Annotated in this window: 19 protein-coding genes and 1 tRNA gene; 10 read left to right on the forward strand and 10 right to left on the reverse strand. The window is 71.0% G+C overall.

The features are described 5' to 3' along the window. Positions 1–15: 15 nt before the first annotated feature. The 6 genes from ACFY61_RS29870 to ACFY61_RS29895 all read right to left on the reverse strand — a co-directional run bounded on the left by ACFY61_RS29870 (position 16) and on the right by ACFY61_RS29895 (position 8,911). On the reverse strand, positions 16–873 hold the full coding sequence (locus ACFY61_RS29870) for an aldo/keto reductase (protein ID WP_389477095.1): 858 nt from the start codon (positions 871–873) through the stop codon (positions 16–18). A 110-nt stretch (positions 874–983) separates the two neighbouring features. Further along, entirely contained in the window at positions 984–1,730 is a 747-nt protein-coding gene (locus tag ACFY61_RS29875; RefSeq protein WP_389477097.1) for an ABC transporter ATP-binding protein, read from the reverse strand. Then, complete coding sequence (locus ACFY61_RS29880; RefSeq protein ID WP_389477099.1) at positions 1,727–4,507, reverse strand: ATP-binding cassette domain-containing protein; 2,781 nt, start codon at positions 4,505–4,507, stop codon at positions 1,727–1,729. The genes ACFY61_RS29875 and ACFY61_RS29880 overlap by 4 nt, the downstream gene beginning before the upstream one ends. Positions 4,508–4,523: 16 nt before the next feature. Continuing rightward, on the reverse strand, positions 4,524–5,795 hold the full coding sequence (locus ACFY61_RS29885; RefSeq protein WP_389477228.1) for an ABC transporter substrate-binding protein: 1,272 nt from the start codon (positions 5,793–5,795) through the stop codon (positions 4,524–4,526). 148 nt (positions 5,796–5,943) lie between these two features. Continuing rightward, positions 5,944–7,767 carry an AMP-dependent synthetase/ligase gene (locus tag ACFY61_RS29890; protein WP_389477101.1) on the reverse strand — a complete coding sequence of 608 codons (1,824 nt, stop codon included), beginning with the start codon at positions 7,765–7,767 and terminating at the stop codon, positions 5,944–5,946. A gap of 286 nt (positions 7,768–8,053) precedes the next feature. Beyond that, the gene (locus ACFY61_RS29895; protein ID WP_389477103.1) at positions 8,054–8,911 is read right to left on the reverse strand and encodes a LysR substrate-binding domain-containing protein; all 858 of its coding nucleotides are present in this window, start codon (positions 8,909–8,911) and stop codon (positions 8,054–8,056) included. A gap of 146 nt (positions 8,912–9,057) precedes the next feature. Here ACFY61_RS29895 and ACFY61_RS29900 point away from each other — a divergent pair, with 146 nt between their 5' ends. The 3 genes from ACFY61_RS29900 to ACFY61_RS29910 all read left to right on the forward strand — a co-directional run bounded on the left by ACFY61_RS29900 (position 9,058) and on the right by ACFY61_RS29910 (position 11,630). Further along, positions 9,058–10,164 (forward strand): bile acid:sodium symporter family protein, encoded by a 1,107-nt coding sequence (locus ACFY61_RS29900; RefSeq protein WP_389477105.1) that lies wholly within the window; start codon positions 9,058–9,060, stop codon positions 10,162–10,164. Continuing rightward, a complete protein-coding gene (locus ACFY61_RS29905; RefSeq protein WP_389477107.1) occupies positions 10,164–10,607 on the forward strand; it encodes a (2Fe-2S) ferredoxin domain-containing protein in 444 nt (147 codons plus the stop codon). Before ACFY61_RS29900 ends, ACFY61_RS29905 begins: the two co-directional genes overlap by 1 nt. A gap of 480 nt (positions 10,608–11,087) precedes the next feature. Further along, the gene (locus ACFY61_RS29910) at positions 11,088–11,630 is read left to right on the forward strand and encodes a hypothetical protein (RefSeq protein WP_389477109.1); all 543 of its coding nucleotides are present in this window, start codon (positions 11,088–11,090) and stop codon (positions 11,628–11,630) included. An 82-nt stretch (positions 11,631–11,712) separates the two neighbouring features. Here the strand turns inward: ACFY61_RS29910 and fdhD are convergent, their stop codons facing one another. Continuing rightward, entirely contained in the window at positions 11,713–12,564 is an 852-nt protein-coding gene (gene fdhD, locus ACFY61_RS29915) for a formate dehydrogenase accessory sulfurtransferase FdhD (protein ID WP_389477111.1), read from the reverse strand. A gap of 196 nt (positions 12,565–12,760) precedes the next feature. Between fdhD and ACFY61_RS29920 the strand changes: the two genes are divergently transcribed. Beyond that, the gene (locus ACFY61_RS29920; protein ID WP_389477113.1) at positions 12,761–13,711 is read left to right on the forward strand and encodes a beta-ketoacyl-ACP synthase III; all 951 of its coding nucleotides are present in this window, start codon (positions 12,761–12,763) and stop codon (positions 13,709–13,711) included. A gap of 10 nt (positions 13,712–13,721) precedes the next feature. Here ACFY61_RS29920 and ACFY61_RS29925 read toward each other — a convergent pair whose 3' ends face one another. Next, positions 13,722–14,888 carry a low temperature requirement protein A gene (locus ACFY61_RS29925; RefSeq protein ID WP_389477115.1) on the reverse strand — a complete coding sequence of 389 codons (1,167 nt, stop codon included), beginning with the start codon at positions 14,886–14,888 and terminating at the stop codon, positions 13,722–13,724. A gap of 196 nt (positions 14,889–15,084) precedes the next feature. On the opposite strand from ACFY61_RS29925, the gene ACFY61_RS29930 reads away from it, so the two are divergent. Beyond that, positions 15,085–15,172: transfer RNA gene (locus ACFY61_RS29930), tRNA-Leu, on the forward strand. On the opposite strand, the gene ACFY61_RS29935 is transcribed toward ACFY61_RS29930, so the two are convergent. Beyond that, entirely contained in the window at positions 15,134–16,531 is a 1,398-nt protein-coding gene (locus ACFY61_RS29935) for a tyrosine-type recombinase/integrase (RefSeq protein WP_389477117.1), read from the reverse strand. The genes ACFY61_RS29930 and ACFY61_RS29935 overlap by 39 nt on opposite strands. A 5-nt stretch (positions 16,532–16,536) precedes the next feature. Continuing rightward, positions 16,537–17,097 carry a hypothetical protein gene (locus ACFY61_RS29940; protein WP_389477119.1) on the reverse strand — a complete coding sequence of 187 codons (561 nt, stop codon included), beginning with the start codon at positions 17,095–17,097 and terminating at the stop codon, positions 16,537–16,539. Positions 17,098–17,263: 166 nt separating this feature from the next. On the opposite strand from ACFY61_RS29940, the gene ACFY61_RS29945 reads away from it, so the two are divergent. The 5 genes from ACFY61_RS29945 to ACFY61_RS29965 all read left to right on the forward strand — a co-directional run bounded on the left by ACFY61_RS29945 (position 17,264) and on the right by ACFY61_RS29965 (position 20,867). Continuing rightward, the gene (locus tag ACFY61_RS29945) at positions 17,264–17,431 is read left to right on the forward strand and encodes a helix-turn-helix domain-containing protein (protein ID WP_389477121.1); all 168 of its coding nucleotides are present in this window, start codon (positions 17,264–17,266) and stop codon (positions 17,429–17,431) included. Between the two features lie 948 nt (positions 17,432–18,379). Then, on the forward strand, positions 18,380–18,730 hold the full coding sequence (locus tag ACFY61_RS29950) for a hypothetical protein (protein WP_389477123.1): 351 nt from the start codon (positions 18,380–18,382) through the stop codon (positions 18,728–18,730). 14 nt (positions 18,731–18,744) lie between these two features. Further along, complete coding sequence (locus tag ACFY61_RS29955; protein WP_389477125.1) at positions 18,745–19,659, forward strand: hypothetical protein; 915 nt, start codon at positions 18,745–18,747, stop codon at positions 19,657–19,659. Positions 19,660–19,951: 292 nt separating this feature from the next. Then, the gene (locus ACFY61_RS29960) at positions 19,952–20,092 is read left to right on the forward strand and encodes a hypothetical protein (RefSeq protein WP_389477127.1); all 141 of its coding nucleotides are present in this window, start codon (positions 19,952–19,954) and stop codon (positions 20,090–20,092) included. Positions 20,093–20,408: 316 nt separating this feature from the next. Continuing rightward, positions 20,409–20,867, forward strand: a complete 459-nt coding sequence (locus tag ACFY61_RS29965; RefSeq protein WP_389477230.1) for an HNH endonuclease — start codon at positions 20,409–20,411, stop codon at positions 20,865–20,867. Positions 20,868–21,055: the final 188 nt, after the last annotated feature.

Consider the following 21,055-nt stretch of genomic DNA (forward strand, 5'->3'; position numbering starts at 1 on the left):
CTCCACACCCCGCGCCTACAGGTCGAAGCCGGCCGGGTCCGGGCCCAGCCGGCGGCCCGCCGGGCCCGCGCCGAGGGCGTCCAGCGCGGCCATGTCCTCCGCGTCCAGCGCGAAGCCGAACACGTCCAGGTTCTCGCGGATCCGGGCCGGGGTCACCGACTTGGGGATGGCGACGATGCCCTGCTGCAGGTGCCAGCGCAGCACCACCTGGGCCGGCGACCGCCCGTGCCTGGCGGCCACCGCCGCCACCTCGGGCAGCGACAGAAGGTCCTTGCCCTGCCCCAGCGGTGACCAGGCCTCCGTGGTGACGCCCAGCTCGGCGTGGACCGCGCGCAGTTCGCGCTGCGGGAACAGCGGGTGCAGTTCGACCTGGTTCACCGCCGGCACCAGCGGGCTCACCTCGCCGAGCCTGCGCAGGTCCTCGGCGCGGAAGTTGGACACGCCGACGGCTCGGGCCCGCCCACTGGCCGCGATCTCCTCGAAGGCGTGCCAGATGGCCAGGTAGTCGTCCCGCATCGGGCGCGGCCAGTGGATCAGGTACAGGTCGAGGTAGTCCAGGCCGAGGCGGTCCAGGGAGGCGTCGAACTCGCGGAGCACGTTGTCGCGCTTCCACGTCTCCGAGGCGTGGTTCCACAGCTTGGTGGTGACGAACAGCTCCTCGCGCGGCAGCCCGGACGCGGCCAGCGCCCGGCCGGTGCCCTCCTCGTTGCCGTACGCGGCCGCCGTGTCGACGGAGCGGTAGCCGGCCTCCAGGGCGGTCCCGACCGCCCGTTCGGCCTCGCCGTCCGGCACCTGCCAGACACCGAAGCCGAGCTGCGGCATGGCCGTGCCGTTGCCGAGGGTGATGGAGGGGACCTGGTGCGCGGGGTTCACTTCTGGCCGTTCCCTAGTCTGTCGCGTGCTGCTTCCGAACGGGTACGACCGCCGACAACCGGAGGCCGGGCGGGCCTATTCCCGCCGCCGGGTCCGGTCACCCGCACGGCTCAGCCGGCGGTCCCCAGGTACGCCGCGCGGACCAGCGGGTCCGCCCGCACCTCCGCCGCCGTGCCCTCGGCGAGGACCGTGCCGAGGTCCAGCACCACCACCCGCGCGCACAGCTCCATCACGAACGCCACGTTGTGCTCGACGAGCAGCACCGCGCAGCCCTCCTCGTCGGCGAGCCGCCGCACCACCCGCGCCAGCTGCTCCCGCTCCGGCGCCGACATGCCCGAGGCCGGCTCGTCCAGCAGCAGTACCCGGGGCGGATCCGCCACCGCCCGCGCCAGTTCCACCATGCGGGCGCGGCCGACCGGCAGCCCGCCCGCGCACGAGGGGCCGAGCTCGGCGATCCCGCACCCGGCCAGCACCTCCTCGGCCCGGGCCCGCCGCTCCCGTTCGCGGCGCCGCCGGCCCCGCGGGCCGCCGCCCCGCCACTCCTGGGCGACCAGCAGGTTCTCGGCCACGCTGAGCTGGCCGAACAGCTGCTGCCGCTGGAAGGTGCGCCGCATGCCGTGCCGGGCCCGCCAGACCGGCGAGCGGCGGGTGACGTCCACGCCGCCGAGCAGCATCCGGCCCTGGTCGGGCCGCCGGATCCCCGACAGCACGTCGAAGAGGGTGGTCTTCCCGGCCCCGTTGGGCCCGATCAGCCCGCACACCTCACCGGGCCGCACCCCGAGGGACACCCCGTGCAGGGCCCGCACCCCGCCGAACCGCACCCCGACCCCGACCGCCTCCACCACGTAACCGTTCATCGGCGCATCCCCAGGTAGGCCTCGGTCAGCCGGTCCGCCTCCACCTCGGCGCGGGGGCCGCACCACGACACGAGGCCCTGGGAGAGGTAGGCGACGGTGTCGGCGATGCCGAGGATCTCGGCGGCCTTCTCCTCCACCAGCAGCAGCGCCGTACCGGCGGCGCGGAGCTCGGTCAGCAGCGCGTACACCTCGTCCACCACGCGGGGCGCGAGGCCGAGCGAGGGCTCGTCGGCGACGAGCACCGCGGGCGGCCGCTGGAGCAGCGGCGCGAGGGCCAGCATCTGCTGTTCCCCGCCGGACAGGGAGCCGGCGGGGACCCCGCGGCGCTCGGCGAGCCGGGGGAACCGGTCGTAGACGGCGGTGCGGGCGTCGGCCTCAGGCAGGTACAGGGCTAGGTTCTCCTCGATGGTGAGCGAGGGGAAGGTGCCGCGGCCCTCCGGCGCGAGCAGCACCCCGGCGCGGGCCCGCCGCACCGGGCCGTCACGGGTGGCGTCCCGGCCGTCGACGTGCACGCTGCCGGCGGCGGGCGCCAGGGCGCCGGCGGCCACGCGGCAGAGGGTGCTCTTGCCGGCGCCGTTGGGGCCGAGCAGCGCGAGCATCTCGCCCCGCCGCACGCTCAGGTCCACCCCGTGCAACACGAACCCCCCGCCGTACCCGGCGACCACCCCCCGCAACACCAGCGCCCCACCGGGCCCCGGCGGGGCGCTGGTGGTGCGGGGCCGGACCTCAGCCCCGCCGGCGTTCGAGGCGCGGGGTCCGGGGCGGAGCCCCGGGGGTTCGGGCGCAGCCCGTTCCGCGGTCCGGGGCGGGGCCCCGGTTCCGGGAAGGGGCGGGGTGGGGGAGAGGCCGCCCGGGGGGCCCGACCCCGCCGCCCCCCGCCGCCGCCCCCACCGCACCGGCACCGCCGCGCAGTACCCGTCCGGATCGTTCGCCAGCGCCAGCCCCGCCAGCCCGAACAGGATCACCGGCAGGTGCGCCGACTCCGTCACGTACTCCGCGAACACCGTCGGCATCACCGCGAACACCAGCCCCGCCACCACCGCGTACTGCGGCCTCCGCACCCCCGCGGCCACCACCACCGCCAGCCACACCAGCCCCGTCATCGCGGTGAAGTCGGTCGCGGTGATCCGCGTGTTGTACGAGGCGTAGAGCACGCCCCCGAACCCCGCCAGCCCCGCCGACAGCGTGAACAGCAGCAGCTTGGTGCGCAGCACCGACACCCCGGAGGCCATCGCCGCCACCGGCGCGGACCGCACCGCCAGCATCGCGCGCCCCGCCGGCGAGTTCCGCAGCGCGCTCAGCCCGGCGGCGACCGCCGTGACGACGACCACCAGGGCCACGCCCATCGCCCGGTCGTCGGAGAGGTCGAGCGGCCCCACCACCGGGCGGGGGACGGGCCAGCCCGTGTCCCCGTTCCGCAGCCAGCGCAGCTGGAAGAGCACCTGGTCGGCGAGGAACGCCAGGGCGAGCGTCGCCAGGGCCAGCGTGCGCCCGCCCAGCCGCAGCGCGGGCAGCGCGACCAGCGCCCCGAGCAGGGCCGCCGCGCAGGTCCCCGCCGCCAGTGCCGCGGCGAACGGCCAGCCCCGGCTCATCAGCAGCCCGGCCACCAGCGCAGCGCCCGTCACGAACGTGGCCTGGGCCAGCGACACCATGGCGCCCAGCCCGGTGACCACGCTGAACGACATGAACACCAGCGAGATCGCCAGCCCCTGGGCGAGCAGCCCGCTCCAGAACGGCGTGGTCACGGTGTAGAAGGCCGTGGCCAGCAGCACCGCGCCCGCCGCCCACACCCCCCACCGCCGCGGCCAGGACGCCCCCGCGAGGTGGTCCGGCGCGGGCAGGTCCACCGCGGCCACGCCGGCCGCCCGCTGCCGCCGGGTCAGCACCAGCAGCCCGCCGAACAGGATCAGGAAGGGCACGGCGGTACGGAACCCGGTGATCCGCTCGGCGAAGGTCGCGTAACCGGCGACGAGGTTCTGCAGGACGCCCAGCCCCAGCCCGCCCGCGAACGCCAGCGGGACCGAGGCGAACCGTCCGATGACCGCGGCGGTCGCCGACACGAACAGGAACAGGGTGAAGTCGTGCGCGGAGAGCCCCAGCAGGGGCGTGGCCAGCACGCCGGCGAGCCCGGCCAGCCCGGACGCGATCATCCAGGCCAGCGAGGACAGGCGGTCCGCGCTGATCCCGCGCAGCTCGGTCAGCGACCGGTCGTCCACGGAGGCGCGCAGCCGCAGGCCCACCCGGGTGTGCCGCAGCAGTACCCACAGGCCCACGGCGACGAGGGCGGTCACCACCCAGGTGATCAGCTGGTCGGAGTCGACGCCGACCCCTTCGGTGAGCTGCCAGGACCTGGCGGGGCTGGGCCCCACCCCGGGCAGCCCGAACTGGTTCTCCGCCGGTTTCACCGGCGCCCCGGCCCCGGCCAGCAGCTCCACCAGCCACAGCCCGGCGGCGGGCAGCGCGACCAGCAGGCCGATGGTGGCCACGATCTGCGCGGTCTCGCCGACCCGCGCCAGCTTGCGGAACATCAGCCGGTCCAGCCCCCAGCCCAGGCCGGGGGCCAGCACGAACACCACGAGCAGCGCCGCCGGCACGGCCGGCCAGCCGAGGCCGGAGTGCAGCTCGTAGAAGGTGAGCGCGGAGACGTAGGCGGTGGCCCCGTGCGCGAAGTTGAACAGTCCGGACGCCGAGTACGACAGCACCAGTCCGGTGGCGAGCAGGGCGTACAGCGCGCCGGAGACCAGGCCGCTCAGCACGAAGACGAGCAGATCCCCCATTCCCGTGGCCCCGCCCCTACTTGAAGGGGATGGGCTCGTGGCACTCGAACGGTACCGACACCTCGTACGCCCCGTTCTTCAGCTGCACCAGCGCCCCGCAGCCGAAGCTGTCCTTCTGCCCCTTGGGCAGGACCCGGTCGCCGACGAGGGTGCCGGTGTCGGAGAACGTCTGCGCCGTGTTCTGGAAGTGGGCGACGGTCAGGTCCCTGCCGACCTTGGCGGCGATGGACAGGAAGAGGTCGGCCGACATGTAGCCGGTGAGCATGTGCATGTTCAACGGCACGTTCCGCCCGCCGGCCGCGGCCTTGATGTCGGCCTTGAACTGCTCCATCGCGGGGGTCTTCGACTCGAAGGGCTGGAACTGCAGCAGGACGTGGACCCCGTCGAGGGCCTGCCGGGTCGCGTCCTTGGCGAGCAACCCGGGGTCGTAGTCGGTCGGGTCGGAGAGCACCCCCTTGTAGCTGGCCCGCTTGAGCGCGGTGAACAGGCCGATGTTGGCGGGGGTCTGCATCACCGACACGACGGCGTCGGGGGCCCCGCCGGCGTCACTGCCGAGGATCTCCTTGACGTACGCCGACCAGTCGCTGGGTACGGCGGTCGCGGGGACGCTCGGCTTGGCGTACGCGACGGAGAACCCGGCGCTGGCGAAGCCCTGCCGGAAGGTGCGGACGCCGAACTTGCCGGCGTCGCTGTCGTTGGCGATGATCGCGACCGACTTGCCGCGGGCGCCGCCGAGGACGCGCGCCATGCCCTCGGGCCACGTCTGGTTGATGGTGCCGCCGGGGGAGGGGACCAGGCAGCCGTTGAACCCGTAGAGGTACGAGGGCCCGCAGAAGGAGGGGAGGGTCCCCCACCCGAAGGTGGGCACCTTCTCCTGCTGGAGGAAGTCGGCGCCGGAGAAGGTGACCGAGCTCATCGGCGCCACCGCGAACACGCCGTCCTGCTGCACCAGTTTGCGGGCCGCGGCCAGGTTCTTGCCGGGGTCCTGGCCGTCGTCCTCGGTGCCGACGTAGTCGATCCTGCGGCCGTGGACGCCGCCCTCGGCGTTCGCTCTGAGGTACCGGGCGCGGGCCCCGAGGTCGGTGTCCTTCTTGCTGTAGCCGCTGCTGGTGGTCATCGAGACGATGCCGCCGACCTTGATGGAGTCCTCGGTGACGCCGCGGGTGTTCCGGGCCGCGGTGGAGGCGTCCTTCCCCGGCGCGGTGCCTTTGGTGGAGGCGGAGTTGCAGGCGGAGACGAGCGCCAGGGCGGCTGCCGCGGCGGCCAGGGCGCGGATCGGTCGCGACATCATGGGGAATCCTCCTGCGGTCGGAATTCCCGCATTCTGGGCGCGAGCTGACGACCCGTCAAGAATGAGCGCGGCGGATAGTTGACGTATCGTCAGATCGTGATGTGTCCTCGGCCACGACCCGGCCCGGGGGCCCCGCGCCCCGCCCTCACCTCCGGTACAGCTCCTCCACCTCCGCCGCGTACGCCTTCTCGATCGCCCGCCGCTTCAGCTTCAGCGAGGGCGTCAGCAGCCCCCGCTCCTCCGTGAACTGCTCCGCCAGCACCCGGAAGGAACGGATCGACTCCGCCGGCGAGACCAGCGCGTTGGCCGCCACCACCGCCCGGCGGACCTCCGCCGACAGGTCCTCGTCCCGCACCAGCTCCGCCGCGCCCAGCTGCGGCCGTCCGCGCATGGCCAGCCAGTGCGCCACCCCCTCCAGGTCCAGCGTGACCAGCGCGGCGACGTACGGCCGGTCGTTCCCGACCAGCACGCACTGCGACACCAGCGGATGCGAACGCACCCGCTCCTCCAGCGCCGCGGGGGCGACGCTCTTGCCGTTCGAGGTCACCAGGACGTCCTTCTTCCGCCCGGTGATCGTCAGATAGCCGTCCCCGTCCAGCCGCCCCAGGTCCCCTGTGGCCAGCCAGCCGCCGCGCAGCACCGCTCCCGTCGCCGCCGGGTCCCCCAGGTACCCGGCGAAGACGTGCCCCCCGTGCAGCCACACCTCCCCGTCCTCGGCGATGTGCACCGCGGTCCCCGGGATCGGCCGGCCGACCGTGCCGTACTTGACCGCCCCCGGCGGGTTCGCCGTGGCCGCCGCGCAGGACTCCGTCAGCCCGTAGCCCTCGAAGACGGTCACGCCGGCCCCGTCGAAGAACAGACCCAGCCGCCGCGACAGCGCCGAACCGCCGCACATCGCGTACCGCACCCGGCCGCCCAGCGCCTCCCGCACCTTGCCGTACACCAGCCGTTCGAACAGCTGGTGCTCCAGCCGCAGCCCGGCCGAAGGCCCCGGCCCGGTCCCGAAGGCCTTCTGCTCCCGCGCCTCCGCGTACCGTACGGCTGTCTCCACCGCCCGCTCGAACGCGCCCAGCCTGCCCTCCGCCTCCGCCGCACGCCGGGCCGCCGCGAAGACCTTCTCGAACACGTACGGCACGCCCAGCACGAACGTCGGCCGGAACGCCGCCAGGTCCGGCAGGAGTTCCCCGGCCGCCACGGCCGGCTGGTGCCCCAGCTTGACCCGCGCCCGTACCGCCGCCACCTGCACCATCCGTCCGAAGACGTGCGCGAGCGGCAGGAACAGCAGCGTGGACGGCTCCTCGCCCGGACCGCCCGCGAACACCGACTCCCAGCGGCGGACCATGGTGTCCGTCTCGTACATGAAGTTCGCGTGGGTGAGCACGCAGCCCTTCGGCGGGCCGGTGGTCCCCGAGGTGTAGATGACCGTCGCCACCGAATCCGGGGTCACCGCACCGCGGTGCCGGTGAACCACGTCCTCGCCGACCCCCGCCCCGTCCGCCACGAGCTGCTCGACCGCGCCGGTGTCCAGCTGCCACAGCCGGCGCAGCTCCGGCAGCCGGTCCACCACCGAGCCGACCGTCATCGCCTGGTCCTCGTCCTCCACCACGCAGGCGGTGCACCCGGAGTCCCGCAGGATCCAGTGCACCTGCTCGGCGGAGGACGTCGGGTACACCGGCACCGGCTGCGCCCCGACCGCCCACAGCGCGAAGTCGAACAGCGTCCACTCGTACCGGGTTCGGGCCATGATCGCGACCCGGTCCCCGAACCGCACCCCCTGCGCCAGCAGCCCCCTGGCGAGGGCCGTCACCTCCGCGCACAACTGGCCGGAGGTCACGTCCCGCCACACACCGCCGCTCTTCCGGCCGAGCACCACGCGGTCCGGATCCTGCCGGGCGTGCTGGAACACCGCGTCGGCCAGACCGCCCACGGGTGCGGCCGTGACCAGGGGTGGAACGCTGAACTCCCGCAAGGGCCCGGCTCCTCTCCGTGTCGGGGCGGTGACGCTACCGGCACTTCACCTGCCCGTTGATCAGTGGCCGGAATCCTCCACAAGACCTCCCCAGCGCACGCGGGCCCCCGCCGCGGGCGACCCGCCCCGGCCGTCCGGACGCCCCGCGGCGAGGGACCCGTACGGCGCGCGGCGGGCCGTGGCCCGCCGGCCGGGGAACGCCCCCTTCCCCTCAGCCCGACGGCAGTCGCACCCGTGACCCCCTCGCACGTCCTCGCCGTCCAGGCCCGCCGCCCGGGCCGGGCGGTCAGGCCGGGCGGCTCAGCCGGTCGCCGCCCGACAGGATCGCCGCGGCCAGCGCCTCCGCCGCGGCCCCGCCGGCCCCGGCGGGGCCGCGCAGCAGGGCGAACTCCACCTGCCCCAGATCCGGCAGCCCCGCCACCCGCTCCAGGCCCGGCGGGATCAGGCCGCGGGTGTGCGCCATCACCCCGAGCCCGGCGCGCGCCGCCGCGATCAACCCGTTCAGGCTGCCGCTGGTACACGCGATCCGCCACGGCCGGCCGTCCCGCTCCAGTACTTCCAGGGCCCGGGCCCGGGTGATGCCCGGCGGCGGGAACACGATCAGCGGAACCGGCCGCTCCGCGTCCAGCCGCAGGCCCTCCGCCCCGATCCACACCATCCGGTCCCGCCACACCAGTCGGCCCCGCTCGTCCGAGGGGCCGCGCCGCTTCGCCAGGACCAGGTCCAGGCGGCCCTCGTCCAGACGCTGGTGCAGGGTGCCCGACAGCTCGACCGACAACTCCAGGTCCACCTCGGGGTGCTCGTGCCGGAAGCCCTCCAGCACCTCCGGCAGCCGCGTCAGCACGAAGTCCTCCGAGGCCCCGAACCGCAGCCGCCCCCGCAACCGGGTCCCGGTGAAGAACGCGGCCGCCCGCTCGTGCGCCGCCAGGATGGTCCGCGCGAAGCCGAGCAGCGCCTCACCGTCCTCGGTCAGCGCCACGCTGTGCGTGTCCCGAGCGAACAGCGGCCGCCCGGTCGCCTCCTCCAGCCGCCGCACGTGCTGGCTGACCGTGGACTGGCGCACCCCGAGCCGCGCCGCCGCCTGCGTGAAGCTGAGCGTCTGCGCCACCGTGAGGAACGTCCGCAGCTGGACCGGGTCGTACATGACCCCACCCTAGCCCGGTCATCGCGGATCGTGATGACAGTCAGAGCGGTATGCGGGTTTCCCGATCACCCTCCAGCGGCGAGCATGGAGAGGAGCCGCCCCCACCCGCCGTCCCGCCCGGCCCGAGAGCAGAGAGCACCCCCACCATGCCCCGCCTGCGCCTGCCGTCCCGGCTGCCCCTGGACCCGTACATCCTGGCCCTGCTCGCGACGGTCGGGTTCGCGGCCCTGCTGCCCGCCCGCGGCGCGGCGGCCGGTGTCGCCGGCGGTGCCGCCACCGGCGCCGTCGCCCTGCTCTTCCTGCTCTACGGGGCCCGGCTCTCGACCCGCGAGGCCCTCGACGGCCTGCGCCACTGGCGGCTCCACCTCACCGTCCTGACCTGCACCTTCCTCGTCTTCCCCGCTCTCGGCCTGGCCGCCGGCGCGCTGGTCCCCGACGTCCTCACCGCGCCCCTCTACTCCGGCCTGCTCTTCCTCTGCCTGGTCCCCTCCACCGTGCAGTCCTCCATCGCCTTCACCTCCATCGCCCGCGGCAACGTGCCCGCCGCGATCTGTGCCGGCTCGTTCTCCAGCCTCGCCGGGATCCTCCTGACCCCGCTGCTCGCCGCCGCCCTCCTCGGCGGCACCGCGGGCGGCTTCTCGCTGGACTCCTTCCTGAGGATCGTCCTCCAGCTGCTCCTGCCGTTCCTCGCCGGCCAGGTCCTGCGCCCCTGGATGGGCGGCTTCCTGGCCCGCCACAAGAAGGTGCTCGGCTACGTCGACCGCGGCTCCATCCTGCTCGTCGTGTACGCCGCGTTCAGCGCCGGCATGGCCGCCGGCATCTGGCACCAGGTCAGCGTCCCCCGGCTGGGCGCCCTGCTCCTCGTCGAAGCCGCCCTGCTCACCGTCATGCTGCTGCTGACCTGGTACGGGGCGGGCCGCCTCGGCTTCGGCCGCGAGGACCGCATCGCCATCCAGTTCGCTGGCTCCAAGAAGAGCCTGGCCGCCGGACTCCCCATGGCCAGCGTCCTGTTCGGTGCGCACGCGGGCCTCGCCGTGCTCCCGCTGATGCTCTTCCACCAGATGCAGCTGATGGTCTGCGCCGTACTCGCCCGCCGCCGCGCCCAGGACCCCGAAGCCGCCCCGGCAGCGGACCCCGAGGCCGCCGCGGACGCCGGAGCCCCCTCGCGGGCCGCCGGAGACGCGGGCGAGCCGCAGCCCCAACTCCCGCCCCACCGCAGCGGGGAGGACGCCACGGCGGCTACCGTTCGGTAGTGACCTGGATACGACCCCTCGCCGCCCACGGCCCGCGCCCCTGCACCCTGGTGGTCTGCCGCGGCTGCTGCTGCGGCACCCCGCGCAAGCACCCCGGCACCGACCACGCCGCCCAGCTCGACCGCCTCCGTGAAGCCGCCGACGCCTCCGGAGGCCGGCTGGCCGTCCGTACGGTCGACTGCCTCGGCCCCTGCGAACAGGCCAACGTCATCGTGGTCCAGCCCTCCACGGAGGCCCGCCGCCGCGGCGCCCGCGCGGCCTGGTTCGGCTTCGTCCTCGACGGCACCGCAACCGAGGACGTCATCGACTGGGCCCTCTCCGGCGGACCCGGCACCACCCCGCTCCCCGAGGCCCTGGAGCTCCACCGTGTCGACCCGCCCTCGGACAAACCCACCCCCACCCGCCGCGACCGCCCCCGCAGCACCCGCCGCAACCGCGACTGACGACCGGAGGCGTTCCCCGGGGCGATCGGCCGGGTCTTCCCTGACGTGCGGCGGCCGCCGGCTGGCTGGGCTCCTGACGGGCCGCCGCAGACGTTCCCGGTTACTCTCGAAAAGGAGCCCCATGGCGCAGGGCTGCGGCAGTCGGCCATGACGATTCGTCAGGATGTTCCGGCCCCGGACCATCAGTGTTCGAGTGCCGGGCCCGGACCGGCCGCCGGCCGCGCCGCCTGACGCGACACGTCTCGCGCACCCGCCATGGCGAGCCCGCCCCCGATTCCGTACACACCCCGGCAGGACGCCTGCCACGGAGGGAACGGCATGAATCGGCAACGTCGTTGTGCACTCCTCGCCCCACTCCTCGCCTCCGCGGTGGCACTGCCCCCGACCATGGGGGCCCAGGCCGCCCCCGCAGCCCTACGGGCCCCTGCCGCGCCGGCGTGCGAACTGAAGCCCGCGGACGGCAGCCCGCCGAAAGTAGACATGTCGATCACCGGCTTCGGTGCGAACCAGCGGATCCGGATCACTCGAATCGGTGGCAGTTCGGCGAACGCCCGGGTCAACGGTCAAGGGGCCCTCGAGGTCGACAACCTGGACCGTGGGACCTACAGGGTCGGTCCACGCGAGGGCCGGGGCGGCACCATCACCTGCACGAAGGCACCCGCTCCCGTGGCCGTCAACATCTCCGACGCGGACGTGGTCGCGACCAAACCCGACACGCCCACGGTCAAGTGCAACCAGGTGACTCCCGTGACGTTCGAGGGCACCCTCACGGGCACGGGCACCGGCGACATCAGGATCGTGTGGGTGAGCCCGGACACCGGCAAGAGGTCCGAACCCACGATGAAGTTCACCGGCCCGAGCTCCAAAACCCCCGCCTTCGTGGTGAACGCCCCCAGCCGCGCGAACCCGGCCGAACCGCGGCCCACCGTGAAGGCCCAACTCCTCGTGCCCAGGCAGGGGTCGGAGACGGGTGTGGCCTCCGCGGTGTTCACGGTCACCCTGCACTGCGAAGCCGGCACCTGACCTGAACGGTGCCCCCCGGCCGGCGGGCTGCGGGATCAACGCCCGCATCCCGCCCCGCCGCGACCGCGGCGTCCGGAACGGCCTACACCGCGCCGGTGCCGTCCGGCAGCAGGATGCGTTCCCCGCCCGCGTAGACGTTCATGTCGCCGTGCCGCAGGAAGCCCACCAGGGTGAGGCCTGCCTCGGCGGCCAGGTCCACCGCCAGCGAGGAGGGGGCCGACACCGCCGCCAGCAGCGGGATGCCGGCCATCACCGCCTTCTGGGCCAGTTCGAACGAGGCCCGGCCGGAGACCAGCAGCACCGAACCCGTCAGCGGCAGCAGTCCGGCCTGCAGGGCCCGGCCCACCACCTTGTCCACGGCGTTGTGCCGGCCCACGTCCTCCCGCAGGTCCAGCAGTTCGCCCTCCGCCGAGAACAGGCCCGCCGCGTGGAGGCCCCCGGTCCGGTCGAAGACCCGCTGGGCCTCCCGCAGCCGGTCCGGCAACCGGCCGAGGAGCTCCGCCGGCACCCGTACCGGGTCCTCCGCGACCACCGCACCGAACCTCGTCGACGTACGCACCGCGTCCAGACTGGCCTTGCCGCACAGCCCGCAGGACGAGGTGGTGTACACGTTCCGCTCCAGGCTGATGTCGGGGAGCGCCACCCCGTCCGCAAGCCGCACGTTCACCACGTTGTACGTGTTCGAACCGTCCTCGGCCGCGCCCTCGCAGTACGTCACGGCCCGCACCTCGGCGGCCGAGCCGAGCACGCCCTCGCTCACCAGGAAGCCCACCGCGAGCGCGAAGTCGTCCCCCGGCGTCCGCATGGTCACGGCCAGCGGCCGCCCGTCCAGCCGGATCTCCAGCGGCTCCTCCGCCACCAGCGTGTCCGGGCGCACCCCGGCCGCACCGCCCCGGATGCGTACCACCCGCCGGCGCTCGGTGACCCGTCCCATTCCAACCGTCCGTCCGTAGCCGCTCGCCCCGCGATCCGCCCCGGGACCTGGGGTCCCCATTCTCCTTTACGTCACCGCGCGCCTGAGAACTCTCCAAATTCCGCCGGAGGAACCTGTCGGGTCACACGCACACGTACCGGCCGGTAGCAGACGAAGCTGGGTGATCCTGACCGCCGTACGAGGGGAAAACGCGACGATGACCGGTTCACGCGTGGTGGCGCTGGGGCACTACCAGCCCGCGCGGGAGCTCACCAACGAGGACCTCGCGGCCATGGTCGACACCAGCGACGAGTGGATCCGCTCCCGCGTCGGCATCAGGACCCGGCGCGTCGCCGGCCCCGACGAGCCGGTCGACGACCTGGCCGCGCAGGCCGCCGGCAAGGCCCTGGCCGGCGCCGGCCTCACCCCCGACGACGTGGACCTGGTGCTCGTCGCCACCTCCACCGCCATCGACCGCTCCCCGAACATGGCGGCCCGCGTCGCCGCCAGGCTGGGCATGGGCGGCGCACCCGCCGTGATGGACCTCAACGTGGTCTGCTCCGGCTTCACCCACGCCCTGGCCACCGCCGACCACGCCATCCGGGCCGGCTCCGCCACCCGCGCCCTGGTGATCGGCGCGGACAAGATGACCGAGATCACCGACTGGACGGACCGCAGCACCTGCGTCCTCACCGGCGACGGCGCCGGTGCCGCCGTGATCGAGGCCTGCGCCCCCGGCGAACCGGCCGGCATCGGTCCGGTCCTGTGGGGCTCCGTCCCCGACATGGGCCACGCCGTACGCATCGAGGGCAGCCCGCCGGTCTTCGCCCAGGAGGGCCAGTCCGTCTACCGGTGGACGACCAGCCGGCTCCCCGCCCTGGCCCGCAAGGTCTGCGAGAAGGCCGGGACGTCCCCCGAGGACCTCGCCGCGGTCGTCCTGCACCAGGCCAACCTGCGCATCATCGAGCCGCTCGCGGCCAGGATCGGAGCGGTCAACGCGGTCGTCGCCAAGGACGTCGTGGACTCCGGCAACACCTCCGCCGCCAGCATCCCGATGGCCTGGTCCAAGCTGGTCGAGCGCGGCGAGATCCCCTCCGGCGCCCCGGTCCTGCTGTTCGGGTTCGGCGGCAACCTCTCGTACGCCGGCCAGGTCGTCCGCTGCCCCTGACCGGCCCCGGTCAGGAGGTCGCGGCCGGGGCCGGCCCCGCCACCGGCACCGCCCGCCGGACCGACCGCTCCTCCACGGCCAGCACGCCGACCAGCACGGCCACCAGGGCCACCAGCTGCCAGGCCCCGCCCAGCCGCATCCCGGCCGGCACCGTCGCCGCCACCAGCGGGAGCGCGACCGCCCGGAACCGGAGCGGCCCGATGCCCAGGGCGCGGCGGAACAGCAGGTCCCCGGTCAGGTAGAGCGCCACACCGCCGGCCAGCGCCACCGCCGGCCCGGCGGGCAGCTGATCGCCCAGGTGCCCGATGGTCTTCTTCACCCCCGCCGCGAACGCGGCGATGCCGATCAGCATCGGCAGGAAGGCGTAGTAGTACGCCCGCATCGCCAGCTTGAAACGCCGGTCCGGCGGCGTCCGGGCGAAGACCTCCTCGGCCCGGCCCTCGTCGTGCACGAAGTACATCCACCACAGCGCCGACGCCACGGCGAGCGCCAGGAACGCGCCCCCGGCGATCCCGAACGTCAGCGGCAGCGCCCCCACCCCGATGCCGATGGCGATCACCGACTCGCCGAACACGATGATCAGCAGCAGGCCGTGCCGCTCCACCAGGTGCCCCGCGTCCATACCGCCGAGCTGGTCCCCGACCGTCTCCTCGACGACCTCCTCCCCGGTGGCCGCGGCCCGCCGCACGATCAGCGGCGTGACGAACTGCAACAGCAGCGCCACCAGCCACAACCCCCACGCCGCCCGCCCGTCCATCAGACCGGCGGCGATCACCGCCAGCGCACACAGCACGTTCGGCAGGGCGAACCACACCACCCCCCGACCGTGGGCCTGCGTGAACAGCGCACTGTGCACCAGCACCACCAGCAGGTACCCCAGCCCGAACGCCACCCCGCCCCGCCCGAACGCGGTCGGCACGGCCAGCGCGCACACCAGGAACGCACCCATGGCGACCATCAGCGCCACCCGCCGGCCGTTCCGGTCCGGCGGCACCTGGTTGGTCAGGTGCGCGTACCCGCCGTACATCCAGAACAGCACGGTGAAGACCAACACCACCTGTGCGGCGCCCCGCAGGGTCAGATCGTCCGCGAGCAGAACCGTGAGCTGGGTCACGGTGAACACGAAGACGAGGTCGAAGAACAGCTCCAGCGTGCTGACGCGGTGCTCGGTCTCCATCGGCAACTCCCCCCGGGGTCCGCGATTGGCCAGACCATCCGACCGCCCCGGCACCCCCGCTGTCCACCCGGTCTCGCAATCCGGATCACATCCGGACGCCCGCAACGAGCTGACCACGGGATATGTGGTCGAGGACCACCCCGAACCCCTGCTATTGTTGTCCATGTCGCCGCGGGAAACCGCAGGCCGACCACCGGTCCGGGTGGCGGAATGGCAGACGCGCTAGCTTGAGGTGCTAGTGCCCTTTATCGGGCGTGGGGGTTCAAGTCCCCCCTCGGACACCAGCTAAGACCCCAGTTCATCTGGGGTTTTTTGCTTTTCTGGGCAGTGGCGTGACCAACCACGTGACCAACGGCCCAGAGAATCCCCAGGTCAGACCAGGGATGCAGGCCGAGTCGGCCCGCACTGGAGGCGGCGAGCTTTCGCGCTCCGTCCTTACGTGAGTGCCCGTACCGGGCCATCGTGTAGCCCGGCGAGTGGTGCCGGACGTTCGCGGAGACCTCTACCGGGTTCTCCCCCGCCTCCAGATCGTTCGTGACCTTGCTGTGCCTCCAGTCGTGAATCCGAAAGTCCTCAGGCAGGTGCAGCCGGCTTCGGAGGGTCCGCCACCGCGCGGAGACCTTCTCAGGGTCCTGGGGCCCGCCTGCCTCGCCTCGGTAGAGCTTGAAGCCGTCCCGGGCGAACACGAGGTCATGATCGGTCCAAGCGGTGCCTATACGGGCACGCTCGGCGTCCTGTCGGCCCTTCTGCCACTTGAGGACATTCATGGCGCTCTGATCCACGTAGATGATCGCGTTGGCGTCACCATCCTTGGTCAGCTTCCGGAGCCGGTACGTGTTCCCCTCCTCGACCACGACCCAGCCCAGTTCGATGGACCCCTCATCCCAGTTCACGAGGGACCACTTCATACCGAGCGCCTCACTGCGCCGGACACCAGTCGCGGCATAGACAGTCCACAGCGGAGCGTCACGTAGGCAGTGGTGAGCCAGGCCGCCGTCACAGGCACGGTTGCCGCACGGCTCCCACACAGAGCCCAGGAACCTCGCCGTCTGGCCGTCGTCCACGGTCGGATAGCTCTGCTCCTGCGCCTTGATCTGCCGAGCAGTGGGCGGGTGTGCCGTCGCCGCCGGATTCGCAGGGATCAACTTCGGCACTGCTGCCCCGAGGGCGCCGGACAGGATGTTGTGAACGTGCCGGACGCTCTTGGCCCCCAGAGACTTCCCCTTGTTGGTGGGGCACGGGGCGGTCTCCAGAAGCCGGTAGAGGTCGTCCAGGGTGTCATCCGTGACCTCGCAGAGCTTCACTCCGCCGATGTGCGGCTTGATGTGCAGACGGATCTTCGTCTCGTACCCGGCCACGGTCGTCCCCTCCTTCCTGTGATTGCTCAGCCACTTGTCCAACCAGTCACCGAGCTTCATGTCCGAGCGGGCCGCGATCTTGCCCGCCTCCTGGTCGGTGATCCACTTCCTGAGCGCCTTCTCAGCCTCGGTCTTGGTCTTGTACTCCCGACCTATCCAGTAGCGCTCCTTCTTCCCCGTCGCCTTGTTGAAGTGAAGGGGCGTTCGTACGCCCCAGGTGTTCGGTCTGCCCGTGCGCTTGATCTCCACGGGGGTGCCGCCGAGCCCGTTACCGCGCTTCGCCACTGGGGCTACTGCTCCTTCCGCTCGTCCATCCAGTCACTGAGGAGTGCCGCGGCCTTGTCGGTGGGCTGCTTGCCGTCCCACAGACCCAGTTCCTTGGCTCGCTTGACCCGCTCCGAAAGCGTCGCCTTGCCGACACCCAAGCGCGCCGCCAACTCGCCTTGCGGTGCGGTTGTACCGGTTGCCCTCATCCGGGCCAGCTCAGCCACCAGCAGGGCGTAGTCAACGTCTGTGCGGCACCGGTTCGGAACGGGCCACGGCTCGTTCATGGGTCGATCCTGCTGCCGACTCAGCGCCGCCCGAAACTGCGCCTTGATCTCCGCAAACGGGACCTGCCGGAGCAGGCTGGCCGGGATGCCGTCCGTCTCCAGGGCCTCGCCCATCAGCCGGTCGATCCGCTCGTCACCCCCGCCGACGCTCAGCCGGATTCTTAGTTCGGACGGGCCGGTGAACGGCGCGTTCACGTTCGCTCGCGCCGAGACCTCCCAGGGGCCGTAGTAGCGTCGCCACACCAGCTCCTGGCCGTCACGCTGCCACTCGTTGAGTGCGCCTGCGTCTTCTGTGTTCATGCCACCACCATAGCGGTAACCGAACTTGATGCAAGCAGTTCGGCAAGATGGCGTGGATCACTCATATTGAACTTGACGCAACATGTTCGGATGCCGGCAGTCTGGGGACCAGCCCGACAGCAACAGGCGGAACGACCGCCAACCGCGCCGGCTCTGGAGGGGACACATGGAGCACAAGCTGATGACGCTGGACGACGTCGCCCCGTACCTGGGGAAGCCTCGGTCATGGGTCTACGGGAACTGGCGCAAGGAAGGCGTGCCCTTCCGCAAGGTGGGCCAGTCCCTCCGGTGCCGCCCAGCGGACCTGGAGAAGTGGCTAGACCGGCAGAACTGAACCGAGTGACCAACGACGCCCCCGAGGTAACCGGGGGCTTTTTCTTTTCCAGGAGCAGTTCTTGACCGCAGTCGCCGTGAAGCTCGTCGACCTCGTGTGCGCTACGTGCCGCGAGCCATACGCATACGAACGCCCGTGGGGAAGGGGCCGAAACCCGGCGACGAATCCGGACCACCCAGAGTGCAAGCGGAAGCGGGAGAACCAGGGACGGGCCATGTCGCGGGATCGCCAGCGAAACGGGCTGGCCGCGAAGAAGCAGCCGGAGAGGACTGACGCTCTCGATATTGCGTGGCGTGCCGGAGCCTACGTGGAGGAGGTCCTACGGTTTCAGAGCCCGCCGGAGCAGAACGGCACTCGGCAGGGGGCGGAGAAGCGTGTTCATCCGGACATTGATTATTCGACCCGTGAGGACCGTCTCGCGGTGGCGCTGTGGTTTGCAGACACCAGGGAACCGAAGGTCGGCCCGGAAACGGGGCGGACCTCACGCCGGTCCCTGACGGTGATCGGCTCCGCTAGGCCGTGGTGGGCATCCGATGTCATGTGTACGCGGGGCCCGGGTAAGCCGCTGGAGCCGTTCACGATGGGCGATTGAGAGCGGGACGCTTCCCATGTCCTATGGGGTGCGTCCGTTTTTTCTTATAAGCGAGGGGAGCTTTCCCCTTGGAGTCAAGGCCGCTGGGCGGCGGTCCTCTGACGCGGACGAGAGTCCGGGCCCGTTCGAAGTCCCGAGCATGAACCATGCTCGAATGCGGCTCTGCGGATACCTGCCTGTGAGATCACAGCAGACAACCGGAGAGTGGGCCCCAAACCCCTGAGAAGTTGATTGTCTGGGGGTTTGGGGCCCGTCTTCTCTTACGTTGTCCTGTTGTGAGATTAGGGGCCGCCTTGAGAGCGGCCCTTTCCTGTCTCTGCTTCTTTGGTTGTTTAGATTCTGAGGAGGTGTCGCCTGTGAGCGACCCACAGAACGATTCCCATTCTCCAGCCCAGGTGCCGGCCGACGGTTCCGAAGCCGTCCGGGCCGAGGTGCAGCGCGAGTACGCAACCAGGCTCGCCAAGGCCGAAGTCAGGATCCAGGCCGCCCAGGCCGGTATCAAGCTCGGTGACGGTTTCACCGATTATCTGGATGCTTCCAAGCTCCTTGACGAGCAAGGTAATCCATCGGTCGAGGCTATCGGCAAGGCCCTGGCTCCGCTCGCTGCGGCCCAGGAGCCAAAGTTCGCTCCGATCGCTGGAGCTGGCTACAACCGATATGACCCGCCTGCGGTCCGCCGCGTTTCCCTTGATGTCCGTAAGCGCTAACCAGGAGTACCTATATGACCTTTGCCTACCAGAACGCTTCCACTCATACCTTCGTCCCGGAAATCTGGGATGCCGACCTGCTGACTCAGTTTGACCCGCTGCTCGTTTGGGCTTCCCCGATCGTCTCGAATAACAAGTACGAGGGTGAGATCCGGAAGAAGGGTGATGTGGTCCACATCGACTCGCTTCTACGACCCTCGGTCGGGGACTACAAGGTTCCCGATGGCATGACAGCACAGCGCCCGGAGACCGTGGATCAGAAGCTCCCGATAACTGAGGCGAAGTATCTACAGGTGCTCGTGGAGGACGCCGAGCGCGTCCAGCTCACCATTCCCGGCCTTGACTCCCCGATCAACCAACAGATGATCCGGGCCCTCGCCCGGGAGGCTGACACGTTCATGGGCGGCGTCATCGCCAACGGCGCCACGGCTCTCCCCAACGTCAAGCCCACCTCAGCCAGCATCCCTCATAGCCTCTACAGCACGATCCTGGACATGATGTTGGCCCTGGACGACAACGACATCCCGGCGGGCCGGTACGTGGTCGTCTCGCCCCGCGTCAAGCGCTACCTCGTGGAACTTCCGGCCGTCGCCAACGCCGCTGCCTACGGCGAGGGTGGCGTGACCGCGAACGGTGTTGTGGCGCGTCTGGCGGGCTTCACGATCCTGAGCACCACGGCCATGCCCGCTGGCGTGGACATCGTAGCCGGACACAAGGACTTCGCCACTTACGCTTCCCAGTTCTCGGGCTTCCGTGAGGGTCAGTCGGAGAAGTACCGGGCCGACTACATCGACACCCTTCACCTCTATGGCGGAAAGATCGTCCGCTACCCCGAGCTGGACACCAAGAAGGCGGATTCGACGTTCGATGAGTCCAAGCCGACGAAGGGGATCGTCAAGGCGGCTGTCGAGTGGCCCACCGCCGCCTGATTGCCCGAACCGTCCCGGGCCCCAGCCTGACAGGCAGGGGCCCGGTTACGTCCCCTCCGCTCAGCCGGCTATCACTCCTGGAGGTCACCCCATGCCGAGGATGCGTAACCCCAATTCCCCCCACTCCCGATACAAGGGGCTCGAAGTGCTGCCCACTGACCACGGCCTGCCTGTTCCCGATCTACCCGCCGCCCGCCAGTGGACCCAGGCTGAACAAGAACAGTGGCGACAGTGGTGGGAATCGCCCCAGGCCGCAAGGTGGGACGAGTCGTATGTCCCGACCGTGGCCGCGATGTTGACGTACCTCGGGAAGATCCTGGACGGCACTTCCAACGCCACGCACCAAATGGAGTTCCGGCACCTAGCCACTTCCCTGGGCCTCACCGCGGACGGAATGAAGCGCCTCGGCTGGGCTTTCGAGGGGGACGAGTGAGCAGGAGGGCGGCCAAGGCTGGGGCAGCACGGGCCCATGATGGCCTTCACCGTCCCGGCATGGAGTGCCCCTGGATGGAACGGCAGTGCTCCGCCTGCCTCGCGGAGCTCAGCGTTCACGTGGGCTGGGCGCTGACGGGCCAGACACGGCCCTGGGGCGACAGCCTGACGCACGACCCGGAACGCTGCTTCGTCTGCCGACAGGCGGATCAACAAGGCTGACTGTCGGTGCAGTCAACTACCTTCCCTCCAAAGGCGAGTCGGGAGGGTCAGTGGGGCGGGATCGGTTTCAGCTCTGGGTGCACCTGATGGTGCTCATGTCCAATGAGGGACTCTGCGTCTACTGCGAAGACGCAGAGTCGGAGGTAATGGATCACGTCATCCCTCTGGCCAAAGGGGGCCCACATCACTGGAAAAACCTTGTTCCAGCATGTACGCCTTGCAACGAAAGCAAGGGAGACCGGCTATTTCCCCGCTGGCTCATGGAAATTGAGGCCAACCCTAAAGGCTGGACACACCTGACGATTCGAGACGCCTGCGAGATAATCCACGAGGAACAAAATAGGGCTGTTGCGCGAGTGGAATCCGCGAGTACCGAGATAGCCAACGAGAAGCGCATTAAATGGTTCATCAACAACACCTGGCTCGGCGTTCCGGAGAATAGGGCTTTCATCGATCGATGGAGGAAAGAAATCCTAGGGGAAAAAGAGCTAGCGGCCCGCAGGGCGGGGTATCCGCCTCCCGCACCTTCTCGACTCCTTGGCTCCATACTTTGATTGGCGATCACATCCAGAGGAAGGCGCCCCGGGCGGTCCCCATTTGTTTCTAACTAGACATTACCCCGGTAATTGCATTCACCAGAGTAATGACCTCGAAATCTATCTGTTACCGTTCCGTGATAGGGGATTGGCAGAGTTGATCACGTCGCACCGACTGAGTGTGGCGGCCGTAGGAGCAACGCTCC

Origin of the sequence: Streptomyces sp. NPDC012888, assembly GCF_042900645.1 — a bacterium.
GTDB lineage: Bacteria > Actinomycetota > Actinomycetes > Streptomycetales > Streptomycetaceae > Streptomyces.

What these genes read in the sequence shown, in the direction of transcription:
- fdhD (WP_389477111.1), bottom strand. Translation starts at nt 12,564, where the DNA reads ATGGGACGGGTCACCGAGCGCCGGCGGGTGGTACGCATCCGGGGCGGT.
- ACFY61_RS29940 (WP_389477119.1), bottom strand. Translation starts at nt 17,097, where the DNA reads ATGAACACAGAAGACGCAGGCGCACTCAACGAGTGGCAGCGTGACGGC.
- ACFY61_RS29960 (WP_389477127.1), top strand. Translation starts at nt 19,952, where the DNA reads ATGTTGACGTACCTCGGGAAGATCCTGGACGGCACTTCCAACGCCACG.
- ACFY61_RS29925 (WP_389477115.1), bottom strand. Translation starts at nt 14,888, where the DNA reads ATGGAGACCGAGCACCGCGTCAGCACGCTGGAGCTGTTCTTCGACCTC.
- ACFY61_RS29920 (WP_389477113.1), top strand. Translation starts at nt 12,761, where the DNA reads ATGACCGGTTCACGCGTGGTGGCGCTGGGGCACTACCAGCCCGCGCGG.
- ACFY61_RS29965 (WP_389477230.1), top strand. Translation starts at nt 20,409, where the DNA reads ATGTCCAATGAGGGACTCTGCGTCTACTGCGAAGACGCAGAGTCGGAG.
- ACFY61_RS29910 (WP_389477109.1), top strand. Translation starts at nt 11,088, where the DNA reads ATGTCGATCACCGGCTTCGGTGCGAACCAGCGGATCCGGATCACTCGA.
- ACFY61_RS29885 (WP_389477228.1), bottom strand. Translation starts at nt 5,795, where the DNA reads ATGTCGCGACCGATCCGCGCCCTGGCCGCCGCGGCAGCCGCCCTGGCG.
- ACFY61_RS29945 (WP_389477121.1), top strand. Translation starts at nt 17,264, where the DNA reads ATGGAGCACAAGCTGATGACGCTGGACGACGTCGCCCCGTACCTGGGG.
- ACFY61_RS29955 (WP_389477125.1), top strand. Translation starts at nt 18,745, where the DNA reads ATGACCTTTGCCTACCAGAACGCTTCCACTCATACCTTCGTCCCGGAA.
- ACFY61_RS29900 (WP_389477105.1), top strand. Translation starts at nt 9,058, where the DNA reads ATGCCCCGCCTGCGCCTGCCGTCCCGGCTGCCCCTGGACCCGTACATC.
- ACFY61_RS29880 (WP_389477099.1), bottom strand. Translation starts at nt 4,507, where the DNA reads ATGGGGGATCTGCTCGTCTTCGTGCTGAGCGGCCTGGTCTCCGGCGCG.
- ACFY61_RS29875 (WP_389477097.1), bottom strand. Translation starts at nt 1,730, where the DNA reads ATGAACGGTTACGTGGTGGAGGCGGTCGGGGTCGGGGTGCGGTTCGGC.
- ACFY61_RS29895 (WP_389477103.1), bottom strand. Translation starts at nt 8,911, where the DNA reads ATGTACGACCCGGTCCAGCTGCGGACGTTCCTCACGGTGGCGCAGACG.